11 protein-coding genes are annotated in these 14,904 nt (G+C 43.8%); all 11 read left to right on the forward strand.

What is annotated here, in order from left to right:
* The first annotated feature begins 17 nt into the window (after positions 1-17).
* The 11 genes from ACN0VI_RS07715 to ACN0VI_RS07765 all read left to right on the forward strand — a co-directional run bounded on the left by ACN0VI_RS07715 (position 18) and on the right by ACN0VI_RS07765 (position 14,903).
* A complete protein-coding gene (locus ACN0VI_RS07715; protein ID WP_331890426.1) occupies positions 18-692 on the forward strand; it encodes a response regulator transcription factor in 675 nt (224 codons plus the stop codon).
* On the forward strand, positions 689-2,050 hold the full coding sequence (locus tag ACN0VI_RS07720; protein WP_417446331.1) for an ATP-binding protein: 1,362 nt from the start codon (positions 689-691) through the stop codon (positions 2,048-2,050). Before ACN0VI_RS07715 ends, ACN0VI_RS07720 begins: the two co-directional genes overlap by 4 nt.
* Positions 2,051-2,099: 49 nt before the next feature.
* A complete protein-coding gene (locus ACN0VI_RS07725) occupies positions 2,100-2,819 on the forward strand; it encodes a hypothetical protein (protein WP_417446332.1) in 720 nt (239 codons plus the stop codon).
* 106 nt (positions 2,820-2,925) lie between these two features.
* The gene (dinB, locus tag ACN0VI_RS07730; protein WP_417446333.1) at positions 2,926-4,035 is read left to right on the forward strand and encodes a DNA polymerase IV; all 1,110 of its coding nucleotides are present in this window, start codon (positions 2,926-2,928) and stop codon (positions 4,033-4,035) included.
* A gap of 78 nt (positions 4,036-4,113) precedes the next feature.
* A complete protein-coding gene (locus ACN0VI_RS07735) occupies positions 4,114-5,799 on the forward strand; it encodes an alanine/glycine:cation symporter family protein (protein ID WP_417446334.1) in 1,686 nt (561 codons plus the stop codon).
* 122 nt (positions 5,800-5,921) lie between these two features.
* Positions 5,922-7,619: an acyl-CoA dehydrogenase family protein gene (locus ACN0VI_RS07740; RefSeq protein ID WP_417446335.1), complete on the forward strand. Its 1,698-nt coding sequence runs from the start codon at positions 5,922-5,924 to the stop codon at positions 7,617-7,619.
* 205 nt (positions 7,620-7,824) lie between these two features.
* Positions 7,825-9,225, forward strand: a complete 1,401-nt coding sequence (locus tag ACN0VI_RS07745) for a sodium-dependent transporter (RefSeq protein WP_417446336.1) — start codon at positions 7,825-7,827, stop codon at positions 9,223-9,225.
* A 22-nt stretch (positions 9,226-9,247) separates the two neighbouring features.
* Positions 9,248-10,675: an amidohydrolase gene (locus ACN0VI_RS07750; RefSeq protein WP_417446337.1), complete on the forward strand. Its 1,428-nt coding sequence runs from the start codon at positions 9,248-9,250 to the stop codon at positions 10,673-10,675.
* Positions 10,672-11,976, forward strand: a complete 1,305-nt coding sequence (locus ACN0VI_RS07755) for an amidohydrolase family protein (RefSeq protein WP_417446338.1) — start codon at positions 10,672-10,674, stop codon at positions 11,974-11,976. The genes ACN0VI_RS07750 and ACN0VI_RS07755 overlap by 4 nt, the downstream gene beginning before the upstream one ends.
* Positions 11,977-12,004: 28 nt before the next feature.
* On the forward strand, positions 12,005-13,465 hold the full coding sequence (gene nhaC / locus ACN0VI_RS07760; RefSeq protein ID WP_331890444.1) for a Na+/H+ antiporter NhaC: 1,461 nt from the start codon (positions 12,005-12,007) through the stop codon (positions 13,463-13,465).
* A complete protein-coding gene (locus ACN0VI_RS07765; RefSeq protein WP_417446339.1) occupies positions 13,440-14,903 on the forward strand; it encodes a transglutaminase-like domain-containing protein in 1,464 nt (487 codons plus the stop codon). The genes nhaC and ACN0VI_RS07765 overlap by 26 nt, the downstream gene beginning before the upstream one ends.
* Position 14,904: the final 1 nt, after the last annotated feature.

The following is a 14,904-nucleotide window of genomic DNA, read 5'->3' on the forward strand; positions in this document are numbered from 1 at the left end:
GGGGTGTAGATAGACGTATGAAACTTTTATTAGTCGAAGATGATGATGCATTGCGTGAACAATTGGTTAGCGCATTAAAAGCACAAAATTACGTAGTAGAAGAAGCTCCAAATGGTGAAGAGGCGCTTTACCTGGCGCGCGAGTATGAGTTTGACTTGGGGATTTTTGACCTGGGCTTGCCTGATATCTCGGGGATGGACGTGATTGCTACTTTACGCGAAGAAAATGTAGAGTTTCCGGTACTGATTTTAACAGCTCGTGGCCACTGGCAGGATAAGGTTGATGGTTTGGCTGCAGGCGCGGATGACTATTTGGTCAAGCCATTTCAAACCGAAGAGTTATTAGCTCGTATCAATGCTTTGCTGCGCCGAGCTTCTGGTTATGCCAAGCCAGAAATTGTTAAAGGGCCTATTAGCCTGAACAGCCTTAAGCAGGAAGTTAAGGTTAATGGCGAGGTGATGGATTTAACCGCGTATGAGTATAAGGTTCTGGAATACCTGATGCTTAACCCGGATAAAGTGGTTTCAAAAACGGAACTTACCGAGCATCTGTATGCGCAGGATTATGATCGTGACTCTAATGTGCTTGAAGTTTTCGTGGGTCGTCTGCGTAAAAAAATAGATCCTGACGGTACCATTAAACCTATTGATACCTTGCGTGGGCGAGGTTACAGACTAAGAGCAGATCTGTGAATCGCAAAGCTTCTTATTCCCTTCAAAAGCGAATTTTATTAAATACCAGTATTGTGCTGGTATTTTTTATTGCTGCAATGAGTTTCATTTTACTCAATACCTATAAGACAGGTATACGACAGGCAACCTTTGAGCGACTTTATGCGCAGTTTTACAGCTTATTGTCGGTAGCTGATCAGTTAGAGCCAGGCGAACTCTATTTGCCTGAAGAAATCCCCTCCGATAAACGATTTAACCAATATGGTAGTGGTATTTCGGCGCTTGTTTATGACGAAACAGAAAGCCTCATCTGGCAATCGCTTTCGGCCACTTATGATATTGAGCAGGGAAAAATTTCTCTTCCGTTAAGTATGCCTGGCGAAGAAACTCTCCGATCTGTCACGCTGGGTGAAGAAACCTTTTTTCAGTTCCATTACATTGCAGAGTGGGAATCAGAATCAGGTGAAATATCGCTCTATCATTTTGTGGTTCTTGAGAATAAGCGGCCCTTTAATCAGGTCATTGAGGCCTATCGAAATACTCTATGGATGTGGCTCGCGGGCTTAGCAGCTTCTCTTATCTTAATTTTATTTGTGGTGTTGCGCTGGACTTTAAAGCCAATCCGGCAAGCTGTTAAGGAGTTGCAAAAAGTTGAGCAGGGTGTGCTGGATAAACTCTCCGACCAGTATCCTCAAGAAATACGCTTATTGACCTATAACATTAACCGCTTTATCAGCAATGAGCGTCACCAAAGTAAGCGTTACAAAGAAACGCTAGGTAACCTTGCGCACAGCTTGAAAACGCCATTAGCGGTTATGCAGGCGGCATTGCAAAATGATGCTGACAAAAAAGATTTAGAAAGAGTCTGTGGCGAACAGTTGCAGCGAATGAATCAGATTGTCGGCTATCAGTTGCAGCGTGCGACAAGCGGCCCGCAGGTTATGATGAAATCCATTGCATTGAAACCGGCGATTTCTAAATTAGTGCAAGGTCTGGAAAAAGTCTATTCGCATAAGGCTCTTCAAATTAGCGTTGATATCCCTGAATCAGTACAAGTATTGCTTAATGAAGGTGATCTTTATGAGGTTTGCGGCAATCTGTTGGACAATGCCTGTAAATGGGCGAAACAGCAGGTCAAAGTCAGTGCTAGCCAAAATGGCTTGAAAACTACTATCTTTATTGAAGATGACGGGCCTGGCATTGCTGAAAATGTTCGGCTCTCAGTATTGTCGCGTGGTAAGCGATTGGACGAATCCGTTGATGGGCAGGGCATTGGTATGTCGGTGGTTAAAGAAATTGTTGATGCCTATCGTGGTGATATTGATATTGATGTTAGTAACTTGGGTGGAGCTTTAATAAAAGTGAGTTTCAATGGTTAGGGGCACTCTATTCAGCTCAGTGTTATTGAGTAAATGATGAGGAAAAATAATGAGTTATAAAGTATCGATTTTTGCTGCGTTGATTATGGGCGTATTCTTTTCTACCAGCTCTTTTGCTAAGTCCAAAGATGCTTTCGAAATCTCTACTGAGGAACAGTATATCCAAGGCCATCAAGTTGGCTTGGAGTACAGGATTCAATTTAAGCGCGAAGATGAAGTTGCACTCTGTGGACTAGCTTACAATGATGGAGAAAGTTCATTAACGTTCGTTTTGGTGGGTGAGTCGAGCTTTAAACTAGACATCCCTTATAGTTCAAGCGGAAACCTTGAATACCGAACGCTTTGCCATCTTTACAATATCAATACTTTTGATTTTACCGAACGAACAGTAAGGGATATGACAGAGGATCGGTTGGCGGTTCAAACAGAGCTTGGTAACAGAACGAATACGTTAATTATTGAAGAGTTGGTATGGTTACCACATTCGCGTTGGTTAGATGTAAACCCCGGCATGACATATAGTGAATATGTGCAAACTAGTAATGATAAGCTTGAACGTAGCGGTGTTAGATTTCTGATCAATAACGCATCAGAGGATCAAATTAGACTTTGTGGTGCTTTTAGCCAGAGTATGAACAAGGCTGTTCCATTCATTGTGTTGCCAGAGTCGGTTACAACAATTGATCTTTTCGATGACCATGACCCTTCACGATATAAACCAACATTGGGTGAATGTCGGAACTTGGAGATTGTTGCGGATTCAAAGTAACAGACAAGTGCGCCGGGCATTCCTTTGATGTGGTTTTCTGCAAGCTATGACCCATTAAAAGTCTGTGATTAAAAGACAATGAGATTTTGTCAGAATATAATAGGGTATGCCTGAACCCATATCCGATACACTGCCCATTCGTAAAATCATCCATGTTGATATGGATTGCTATTACGCAGCCATTGAGATGCGGGACGATCCTTCTCTGAAGAATCAGCCTATTGCAGTTGGCGGCTCGCCGGACAAACGGGGGGTTATCGCGACCTGTAATTATGAAGCTCGTTCCTATGGCGTTCGTTCAGCAATGCCATCGGCTTATGCCAAGCGTCTTTGTCCTGGCCTGATTATCGTACCTCCCAATTTTGATAAGTATCGGCATGACTCAAAAGTCATTCGAGGCATCTTTGCGCAATACACGGATTTGATTGAGCCTCTGTCGCTGGACGAAGCCTATCTGGACGTTACTGACTGTACAGAATACAAAGGTAGCGCCACTTATATTGCCCAAGCCATTCGCTATCAAATCTTTGAGAAACTTCAACTGACAGCATCTGCCGGTGTTGCTCCTAATAAATTTTTGGCCAAAATTGCCTCAGACTGGAATAAGCCCAATGGTCAATTTGTGTTAACCCCTGATGAGGTTGAGGGGTTTGTTGAGCGGTTGCCGGTCAATAAAATTCATGGGGTTGGTAAGAAAACTGCTGAAAAGTTCCAGCGCATGGGCATTGATACCTGCAAGGAACTTAGAGAAATCGATTTGCTGACTCTGAGCAAAACCTTTGGCAGTTTTGGTCAGCGTCTGTATGAGCTGGCGCGGGGGATCGACAATCGAAAGGTGATTACTCATTATCCAAGAAAGTCGTTAAGCGTTGAAAATACTTATGATAAGGACCTGGTAACGCTTGAAGAATGCCTTGAAGAATTGCCTTATCTATTACAAACCTTAAAGCGCCGAGTGGCTCGCTCGGGTGTCGGCGCCCCGGTCAACAAGCTGTTTGCCAAGCTTAAGTTCAGTGATTTCACTGCGACTACCGTGGAGCGTACCAGCTTCGGAATTAATGATGATTTATTCTATGAGCTGATGGAAGAGGGCTTTTATCGGCGTGAAAAGTCGGTGCGATTATTGGGGATTGGTGTTCGATTTCAGGCTTCAGAGTCGACTAACTTTGTGCAGTTGCCTTTAGAATATAGTGACTTAGACGATGATTTTGGGTAGTCTAGCCAAGCTTTTTATACTTGTGGTAAGGTTATGCCACTCAATAGATTCTAACAAATTAACAATGGGGATTCGATTTTGGAGATTGTCGAGACGATTAATGATGCGCTCATATTTATTGATGGTTATTTGGGCTCAGCAGGATATTTTCCTTATTTATTAATAGGGGTAGGTGTTTTCTTCACCCTATATCTAGGTTTTCCACAGATTCGCTATTTTGGCCAGGCAACTCGAATTGTCCGCGGCCAATACGCTAAAAAAGATTCCCCTGGCGATACTTCCCACTTCCAGGCATTAACCACAGCCTTATCAGGTACAGTTGGTACCGGTAATATCGGTGGCGTGGCTTTGGCAATCTTTATTGGTGGTCCGGCAGCTCTTTTCTGGATGTGGGTAACAGCATTTTTTGGTATGACAACGAAGTTCGTTGAAGTCACACTGTCTCATAAATATCGCGAAAAAACAGAAGATGGCACCATGGCTGGCGGCCCGATGTATTTCATGGAAAAGAAATTGAACATGAAATGGCTGGCAGTGCTTTTTGCGATGGCTACCATTATCAGTTCAATTGGTAGCGGTAATATGCCGCAAATCAATAACATCGCCGAAGTGATGAATTCTACTTTTCATATTGAAAAGTGGGTAACAGGCGGGGTTCTTGCGGTCTTATTAGCCTTAGTCATTATTGGTGGTATCAAGCGTATCGCTAAAGTGGCGGAGAAGGTTGTACCGTTTATGGCGGTTATCTATGTACTTGGTGCTTTACTGGTTATTGCATATAACTACCAAAATATTCTTCCTTCATTCCAGGCGATCTTCGGTAGCATTTTCTCCGGTTCATCGGCAGTAGGTGGTTTCCTTGGTGCAAGCTTTGCTTACGCAATGGATCGGGGCGTTAACCGTGGCTTATTCTCTAACGAAGCCGGTCAGGGTTCTGCCGCAATTGCGCACTCGGCAGCCAAAGGTAAAGAGCCTGCTTCTGAAGGTATGGTGTCACTGCTAGAGCCTTTCATTGATACTATTATTATCTGTACCTTGACTGGCCTGGTAATTCTGTCTTCAGGCGTTTGGTCAGAAAAGCACTTCAACAAGTTTGATCGCTCCGATATGGAGTTTGTGGTTGGTGATTATACTGATGCCAATGACGAGCATGTCAAAAAGCTCATGATCCATCTTGATGAAAAGCGTTCAGTACCATCAGAAATCAAACCGTTTACCGGAACAATCTCATTGCAAGAGGGTAAAGTGATTTCGGATGGTTTCACCCTGCTTAACGCACGTTCAATTGCTGAAGAAGTCACCTATCTGGATAGTGAAGGTAACCCGTTGACGGGCGAGATTCCTGTTTCAGAGGGTAGACTCGAAGATACTTCTATTACTGTTCAGGGTAAGTCCTTAATCCACTCTGCTAACCTTACAGCTTTAGCTTTCACTAAGGGCTACATGGGCGAAAGTGGTAAATACATTGTGTCGCTTGGTTTATTGCTGTTCGCGTTCACTACGGCCATTGCATGGTCATACTATGGTGACAGGGCATCGATTTACTTATTTGGTCCTAAAGCGGTGATGCCGTATAGAGTTGCATTTGTCGCCTTATTCTTCCTGGGGGCTATCGTTGACTCGACGGTTGTATGGACATTGGCTTATGTCACGGTGGCTCTGATGACGATACCCAACCTCATCGGTATTACTTTGTTGCATAAAGACATGAAGAATACCGTTAAGGATTACTGGAAAAACTTTAAACAAGATCAAGCTGATTAGGGCTAGACAAACTCTTTAGGTTTTTTCTATACTGACTCTGGTCTGACCACGGCGCTAAGCTTGTGGTCACCAGAGTTTTTTTATGCCTGTAATAAATCGACACAGACAACCTAGGAGAAACAATGCAATACCAAGCACCCGTTGACGACATGATGTTTTTAATTAAAGACGTTTTTGATCTCGAAAATCGACTCAAAGGTATTGCTGACTTTTCTGAGTTCGATGCAGAGCTGTATAACGCCATTCTTGAAGAGGCGGGCAAGTTTGCAACAGGTGTGTTGCAACCGATCAATCGCTCAGGCGATGAAGAAGGTTGCCAATTTGATGATGGTGTTGTGACTACCCCAAAAGGTTTCAAGGAAGCTTATCAGGCATATGTTGAAGGTGGCTGGCAATCATTAACCGCAAACCCTCAGTATGGAGGTCAGGGCCTACCTAAAGCATTGCATGTTCTGGTTGAAGAGATGTTCTATTCAGCCAACAGTTCTTTTTGCCTTTACGGCAGTCTTACCGCAGGAGCCTACCATTTGTTGCAGGCTCATGCTGATGACGATATTAAAGTCCAATATTTACCCAAACTGATCAGCGGCGAATGGTCAGGTTCAATGTGCTTAACTGAAGCGCATGCTGGCTCGGATCTGGGAATTCTAAAAACTAAGGCTGAGCCACAAGTTAACGGCACCTATAAGCTGAGCGGCTCTAAGATATTCATTACTGGCGGTGAGCATGATATGACCGACAATATCATTCATCTGGTATTGGCGCGTCTGCCCGATGCCCCTGCTGGCCCTAAAGGCATCAGTCTATTTTTAGTACCTAAATTTATGGTCAATGATGACGGTTCGCTCGGTGAGCGTAATGGGATTCACTGTGGCTCGATTGAGCACAAGATGGGTATTAAGGCTTCTTCGACCTGCGTTATAAATATGGATGAGGCTACTGGGTTTATTATTGGTGGCCCGCACCAAGGTTTGCGCTGCATGTTTACCATGATGAATTTGGAACGCTTATCCATTGGACTGCAGGGTATTGGCCTCGGTGAAATGTCTTACCAGCAAGCTTTTGATTACGCCAATGATCGGTTGCAGGGTAGAGCCGAAGGCGTTGAAGGAACTGCACCGATTATCAGGCATGGTGATGTTCAGCGTATGCTAAAAACGATGCAGGCGTACACTCAGGCAGGAAGAGCGCTTGCTGTCTGGCTTGGCGCATGGCTGGATGAATCATTCCACTCTGAAGACAAAACCGTTGTTAGCAAAGCACAGAACATGGCGGCTTTATTAACACCGATAGCAAAAGCTTTCTTCACCGATATTGGCTATGAGGTTTGTACTATCGGCCAGCAGGTATTTGGCGGACATGGTTATGTACGTGAGTGGGGCATGGAGCAACATGTACGTGATGCACGTATTGCACAGATTTATGAAGGCACTAATGGTATTCAGGCGCTGGATCTTATTGGTCGCAAGATTGTCGCGAACAAAGGTATGTTTTTGTCTGAATTATTAACCGATATGCGTGCCGATATGAAGAACTTTGCGGACACGCCCCATAAAGCAACTCTGAGCACGCAACTCGATGAACTGGAAAGTTTGTCCACTAAGATCGTGGAGCAGTTTTCATCGGATCAGGACAAACAGCAATATATCGCCTGTGATTATCTGCACTATACGGCGTTAAGCCTATACGCTTATTTATGGTTGAAAATGGCGGAAACAGGCAAAAATGATAAGACAGAATTAATGGAATTCTATTTTAATCGTTTATTGCCAAGGGCTTATGGCTTAAAAAGAAGTATTGAGAATGAACTGGGGCTATAAGCCCCTTTTTATGTATTAGCTTTATGTGTCAATAAAATTAACAACTTGCTTGTGGGCTGATTACTATTTGTTCAGCTAATGAGAACCATTAAAAAAATTGTAATTATATTATTCGATCCGCTTGAGTGATAAGAATAATTATGATGTTATTAGCGGCTGGGGCAAATTCCACTATAAATAACATACATATAATTCGGTAAATCACATGGCAACAGATCGCGGTCATTTTAATACTCGCATAGGCTTTATTCTCGCAGCTGCTGGTTCGGCAGTAGGTCTTGGTAATATTTGGAAGTTTCCATTTGAAGTAGGAGAGGGAGGCGGCGCCGCGTTCGTGGTGATCTATCTTGCTTTCTGTTTCTTGCTTTGCTTCCCTGTTATGGTCTCTGAAATTGCCATCGGTCGTAAAACTAATCTCAACCCGGTGGGTGCTTTTAAAAAGCTGGGCCATAAAAACTGGGCCGTTATTGGTTTCATGGGCGTTTTGGCTGGAGTTTTAATTCTATCCTTCTATAACGTTGTTGCTGGTTGGGCTTTTGGCTATTTCCTCGAAATGATTCAAGGAAACTTTGGCATTGGCGAAGAATTCGGCACCTTTATTACCGATTGGCAGAAAATCGGCCTTTACGGGCTAGTCTTCATGGCGATAACTGCTTTCATCGTGTCTCGAGGTATCCATGACGGTATCGAGCGTGCTGCCACTATATTAATGCCGACCCTTTTCTTGATGATCATCGGTTTAATCATTTATGCAATGACTCTAGATGGTGCTTCTGTAGGTATCAAATATTATCTGGTTCCTGACTTTTCCGAGATTACCGGTGAAGTGGTCTATTCAGCATTAGGCCAGGCTTTCTTCTCGCTTTCTTTGGGTATGGGTGCTTTGATTACTTACGGTAGTTATGTGTCCAAGAAGCAAGATATCGTTAAGTCAGCTGCTTTAATTACTCTAACCGATGTTTCTATTGCATTCCTTGCCGGTTTGATGATCTTCCCGTTTGTAGCCTATTTAACTCAGGGTACGATGGAAGGCGTTGATGGTGGGGCTGGTTTGATTTTTGCAACTTTGCCCGGCGTATTTGAAAGCTTTGGACCAAACCTTGGGGTTGTGGTCGGGGCATTATTTTTCCTATTGTTATGTTTTGCCGCATTAACCTCTACCGTTTCATTGCTTGAAGTTCCAGTCTCTTACCTTGTGGACGAAAAGAAGATTAAGCGCCCGGTAGCAGTGTGGGGAATGGCGGCACTTATTTTCATTATCGGCATTCCATCGTTATTAGGTAATGGCTCAGTGGATAGCCTCACTCAGTTCGTACAGATGAACAAAAATGCTGAGTGGCAATACGTAACCTTTATGGACTTTGTTGAGGCAATTGCTAGCGATACATTCTTACCATTGGGTGGAGCACTGATTTCTTTCTTTGTCGCTTATGTCTGGAAGAAGCATAATTTAAATGCCGAAATTGCTATTGGCCGTGAAGGTGGCTCGCAGTGGGTGGCAAAATATATTGATTTTGCGATCACATTCTTCTGCCCAGTTATTTTAGGTCTTATTACTGTTGTAACCATTTTAGACCGCTTCTTTGGCATCGTACTTATTGGTTAATTTTAAATTTCGGGAGAGCATAATGATTAAATTTCCTGCAAAAACCCGGCTCACTCTGGCAGCGCTTATCAGCGCTGCTTTTTTGTCTGCTTGCGCAGAAAAGCAAGATGAAAAAACACAATCAGAAGAGCCTAATACTGCATTTAAATCCACTTATGAAGTTAAAAGTTATCACCCAGTTCTAATCAAAAACGCAACTGTACTCACTGCAGCGGGAGACAGAATTGAGAATGGTTCTGTGTTGTTTAAAGATGGCACAATCGTCGCTGTAGGAACTGATATTGAAGCACCGACTGATGATAATCTTGAAGTGATTGATGCTAAAGGGAAGTGGGTAACTCCTGGACTTATTGATGTGCATTCCCATCTAGGCGTTTATCCATCACCAGGTGTTGAATCTGCTGCAGATGGTAACGAAATGACCGCGCCGGTCACTGCCGAAGTTTGGGCAGAGCATTCAGTTTGGCCGCACGATCCACAGTTTGAATTAGCATTGGCTGGCGGCGTTACCAGCATGCAAATTCTACCGGGCTCTGCCAACTTGATTGGTGGTCGCACCGTAACATTGAAAAATATCCCTGCACGCTCGGTGATGGAGATGAAGTTTCCTGGTGCACCTCATGGTCTGAAAATGGCTTGTGGAGAAAATCCAAAGCGTGTTTATGGTAACCAAGGTCGTTCGCCTATGACTCGAATGGCAAACATTGCTGGTTTCCGAGCCGCCTGGATAAAAGCTGCTGATTACAAAAAGCAGTGGGAAGATTATGAAGATGGTGAGGGCAATGGCAAGCCACCTAAGCGTGACTTACAAATGGAAACTCTTGCTGGTGTTTTAAAGGGCGAAATTCTTATTCATAACCATTGTTATCGTGCTGATGAAATGGCGTTAATGATGGAGATTGCTGAAGAGTTTGATTTCCAGATTTCAACGTTCCACCACGCGGTAGAGTCTTACAAAATCGCTGACAAATTAGCAGAGAACAATGTGTGTTCAGCCTTATGGTCAGATTGGTGGGGCTTTAAACAGGAAGCCTTTGATATGGTTCCTGAAAACGTTGCTTTAGTTGAAAAAGCGGGCGCTTGTGCGATTGTGCATTCTGACTCGCCAACAGGTATTCAGCATTTAAATAAAGACGCTGCCAAGTCGATGGCTTCAGGCAACGCCATGGGTATGAATATCACTCCTGAAAAAGCGATAGAGTGGATTACTATCAATCCTGCCAAATCAATGGGTATTGGCGAACTAACCGGTAGTCTTGAAGCTGGCAAAATGGCCGATATCGTACTTTGGGGTGGAAATCCATTCAGTGTTTATACAAAAGCTGAAAAAGTCTTCATTGATGGAGCTCTGATGTATGATCGTCACGATGAAAAGTATCAGCCGGTTAGTGATTTCCAGTTGGGCCAGTACGACTTTGAAGTTAAAGCACAAGAAGGAGGCACACAATGAGTTTATTATTAGCTAAAACATTAATAAAGCCGATAGTCGCCACTTTGAGTGTGATTAGCCTGATGGCTTCTGTTTCAAGTGCAGAAACAACTTTAATAAAAGGCGCTAAGATTCACACCATGTCACCACAGGGCGTTTTAGAAACCGGTGATGTATTAATTGAAGATGGTGTTATTAAATCAGTTGCGGCTGAGCTATCAGTAGATGCTGACAAGGTTATTGATGCAAAGGGGAAGGTTGTTACACCGGGGATCTTTGCTTTAATTAACCAGATTGGTTTAGTGGAGTTAGGGTCGCTTGACCAAACTGCAGATATGGCAACCGAGAACGAAGAACAGGGTGCCTCTTTCAGAGTGGACCAAGTCTTCAACCACAACTCAACTTTAATTCCTGTTAACCGCTCGAATGGCGTCACCAGAACATTGATTGCTCCGAGCCTTGGCTATTATATTTTTGCAGGACGTGGCGCTATTATGTCTTTAGATGGTGACTATAACGCGTTAATTGCTAAGGATGTCGCCATTTTTGCTGCGTTTGGTGAGAGAGCGGCGGATATGTCTGGTGGTTCTCGAGCCAGTACTCTGCATCAGCTGAATCAAGCTCTCACTGAAGCGCGAATTTATAAAAATAATCGTTCGGCTATTGAGCTGGGTGAGTTCCGAGAACTTCATTACAGCATTGATGATCTTCGTGCTTTAGAGGCGATCATTGATAAAGAAATTCCTTTAGTTATTTCAGCTAATAGAGAAAGCGATTTATTAACCTTGCTTGATTTTGCGAAGGCACAGGATATCAAGATTGCTTTTGTTGGAGCTGCCGAAGCATGGCGTGTAGCAAAGCAATTAGCTGAAGCTGGCGCGGCGGTATTTATTGACCCGATGGATAATCTGCCAAGCAGTTTTGAATCGCTTGGCAAGCGTTATGATAATGCAACCATCTTATCTAAAGCCGGTGTGAAGGTGATGTTCCTTGGCCAGGGTTTCCTTGATAGCCATAACGCACACACAGTGCGTCACTCTGCGGGTAACGCAGTGGCTTATGGAATGGACTATGACAAAGCTTTAGCGGCCATGATGTCAACGCCAGCTGAATACTTTGGTGGCGACGATACTTACGGCAAGATTGCAGAAGGTTTTAAAGCTGAGTTAGTGCTTTGGAGTGGTGATCCACTTGAAGTGACTACTTTAGCAGAACAGGTATGGATTGATGGCAAGGCTACCGATATGGAAAGTCGATCAACCAGGTTGCGCGATCGCTACAAAGCTTTAGATACAGATAAAAATACTGGTTACAGAAAATAACTCTATAAACTTTTAAGTAGGAAAAAACATGGTTGATTCATCGGATAGACAGCCGAGTATGCTACAGGCCTTAACGCCTGTAGTTTTTTTAATTGTACTGCTTTTTTTCTCGGTAAAATTATTTGGTAGTGACTCTTCTTATGGAGCCAATCAGATTGCCCTGATTTTAAGTGCCGCGATTGCTGTGCTAATAGGCTTATTTAACGGTCAAACCTGGAAAGAACTGGAAGCTGGTATTGTTGATGGCATCAGCTTGGCGATGGGAGCCATGCTGATCTTATTGATGGTAGGCTCCTTAATTGGCACCTGGATACTGGCCGGTACAGTACCAACCATGATTTATTATGGATTGCAGATTTTGTCCCCAGATTATTTTTATGTGGCAAGCTGCATTATATGCGCCATTGTTGCAGTCAGTATTGGTAGCTCCTGGACTACTGCTGGCACTGTCGGTATTGGCTTGATTGGTATTTCACAAGGTCTTGGTTTAGATCCGGCAATTACCGCTGGTGCCATTATTTCCGGTGCCTACTTTGGTGATAAAATGTCACCTCTGTCAGACACAACCAACCTGGCTCCTGCAGTAACTGGTACCGATTTATTTACTCATATCCGCCACATGGTTTGGACCACGGCGCCTTCATTAATTATTGCATTAATACTGTTTACATACTTCGGTTTAACCAGCGACGTTCCCGCAGAAAATTTAGAGCTTGAGTCAACGCTGGCATTACTTGATGCCAATTTTAATATCACGCTTTGGTCACTGATTCCTTTAGTAGCTGTATTTGCCATGGCGATCAAAAAAGTGCCTGCTGTAGCAACGATTTTAATTGGTGCTTTGTTGGGTGGCTTGTTTGCCATGCTTACTCAAGGTGATGTTATCACCAAGTTTGTTAATAACAGCGATTTATCAGTTGCCATGCAATATGTGTCAGCAGTTTGGACTGCAATGTTTAGCGGCTTTTCAATTAGCACCGGTGATCAGATCTTTGATGGTTTATTAAGCCGTGGCGGTATGACCAGTATGCTTAATACCGTTTGGCTGATTATCTGTGCAATGAGTTTTGGCGCGGCGATGGAGAAAACAGGCCTGCTACATAAGCTGGTGTACTCCATTATTGGCATGGCAAAATCGACGGGGTCATTAATTGGTTCTGTTCTACTGACCTGCATTGGCATGAATGTTATCGCTGCTGATCAATATATTGCCATTGTCTTGCCAGGTCGTATGTATCGTGCTGAATTTAAACGGCGCGGACTGGATGCCAAGAATCTGTCGAGAACCTTGGAAGACGCCGGAACCATCACTTCTCCGCTGATTCCGTGGAATACCTGCGGTGCTTATATGGCGGCAACTCTAGGGGTCGCAACCGGTGCTTATTGGGTTTATTGCTTCTTTAACCTTGTTAACCCAATTGTTTCCTTTATTTATGGCATGCTCAACTTTAAAATAGCCAAACATGACGAGGCTAACGACGCTATTTAAACATCGGTTCTTCCAATTCTGTGTATTAATACTCGCAGTTGCGGCCTTGTTGTGGCTGGGACTGCGAGAATCTCCTGCCAAATATCGATGGGATCTAGCGACCATCGAACCTTTCAAGCAATGGTATCAAATCAATTGGCATAATCAGGCTGTAGGCCGAGCGAGTGTTGAGCTTGTTGAGCAAGACGATCAGTTTACGGTTATAGAGAATGACTTTATGGAAGGACGGGTTCAAGGTCGCCGCTTTCAATTTCGTTACGTTCGAGAATTATACTTTTCTAACCAGACTCCCTATGAACTGCTAGGCGGCAAACTATACTCAGAAGAACCCCAGTTACGCGTGGAAACATCTTTTAGTAATGATCAAGCGCTTACCGTTACTGAAAAGCGTAATGGCAAGAGCTATCATAAAACCTTGCCAACAGTAGATTATCACTTGAGCGATTACTTTATGCTGTCGAATCTGATTGAGCGTTCGGTATCGCCGCCAATAGAGACTTTTGTTGTCAAAAACTTAAATACACGCAGCTTTGAAGTCGAAACGAGCCATTATCAAGTACTTAAGCCTAAGCCCAATCGACCCTATATCGCTTTGCAACAACAGCATCCTAATAATGAAATAAGCTGGCACAGGCTGTCTAAAGAAGGGCAACCGAAGTTGCATGCGTTCACAAACGGCATGGAATACGTCGCCAGTAGCCGACAAGTGACTCTGAGCCCTGAAATGCAAAGTGATCTCTATCTGAATAGCGGTGTCGCAGTTGATAAGCCGCTTGGCGCCGCCAATCATATTCAATCGCTCACATTGGGCTTGCAGAACGGTCGCCTTGACTGGTTTGAGCATCATCCTGCGGTTATCGTTAATGATGGGCGGGAAACTATTCAATTGAAACTTGGTAGCCGATATAAGGCTTCCAATGAGGATATCAGTTCCTTCGCTAAGGTTGGCACTGAGCGACTCAATCCGATTGCACGAGAGTTGGCATTGGAGGCTGTTACAGAGTCGCATAATGATTGGCAGAAAGTAGAGACTTTGGTGAGCTATGTGTACGACTACCTGAATTATCAACCGGTACCGGCGGCTTTTAATATTGATGATATTCTGGATAACAAAATTGGTGATTGTACTGAGTATGCTCAACTGTTGATTGAGATGTTATCGGCAGCCCAAATTCCGGCAAGAGAAGTTAATGGGCTGGTGTATTTAGGAGACCATGAAAAACGCTTTGGTGGTCATGTCTGGGTTGAAGTACTGGTTGATGGGCACTGGATTGCGGTTGACCCGACCTGGAACCTGACTCAGGTAACCAGCACTCATATTCCGGTTGCCATCAACCTGGATGGCGCTGATTTTAGCAAGACTCATGATCGGTTTGCTTTTCGTGTGGAGGAAATCCACTATAAAGGCGAAACCGTAGATCAAACAAAAAGGTTATAAA

Source organism: Kangiella sp. (assembly GCF_048265365.1).
Lineage (GTDB): Bacteria > Pseudomonadota > Gammaproteobacteria > Enterobacterales > Kangiellaceae > Kangiella.

Coding starts and splice junctions, on each gene's coding strand:
- ACN0VI_RS07715 (WP_331890426.1), top strand. CDS start 18: ATGAAACTTTTATTAGTCGAAGATGATGATGCATTGCGTGAACAATTG.
- ACN0VI_RS07725 (WP_417446332.1), top strand. CDS start 2,100: ATGAGTTATAAAGTATCGATTTTTGCTGCGTTGATTATGGGCGTATTC.
- dinB (WP_417446333.1), top strand. CDS start 2,926: ATGCCTGAACCCATATCCGATACACTGCCCATTCGTAAAATCATCCAT.
- ACN0VI_RS07740 (WP_417446335.1), top strand. CDS start 5,922: ATGCAATACCAAGCACCCGTTGACGACATGATGTTTTTAATTAAAGAC.
- ACN0VI_RS07745 (WP_417446336.1), top strand. CDS start 7,825: ATGGCAACAGATCGCGGTCATTTTAATACTCGCATAGGCTTTATTCTC.
- ACN0VI_RS07750 (WP_417446337.1), top strand. CDS start 9,248: ATGATTAAATTTCCTGCAAAAACCCGGCTCACTCTGGCAGCGCTTATC.
- ACN0VI_RS07755 (WP_417446338.1), top strand. CDS start 10,672: ATGAGTTTATTATTAGCTAAAACATTAATAAAGCCGATAGTCGCCACT.
- nhaC (WP_331890444.1), top strand. CDS start 12,005: ATGGTTGATTCATCGGATAGACAGCCGAGTATGCTACAGGCCTTAACG.
- ACN0VI_RS07765 (WP_417446339.1), top strand. CDS start 13,440: ATGACGAGGCTAACGACGCTATTTAAACATCGGTTCTTCCAATTCTGT.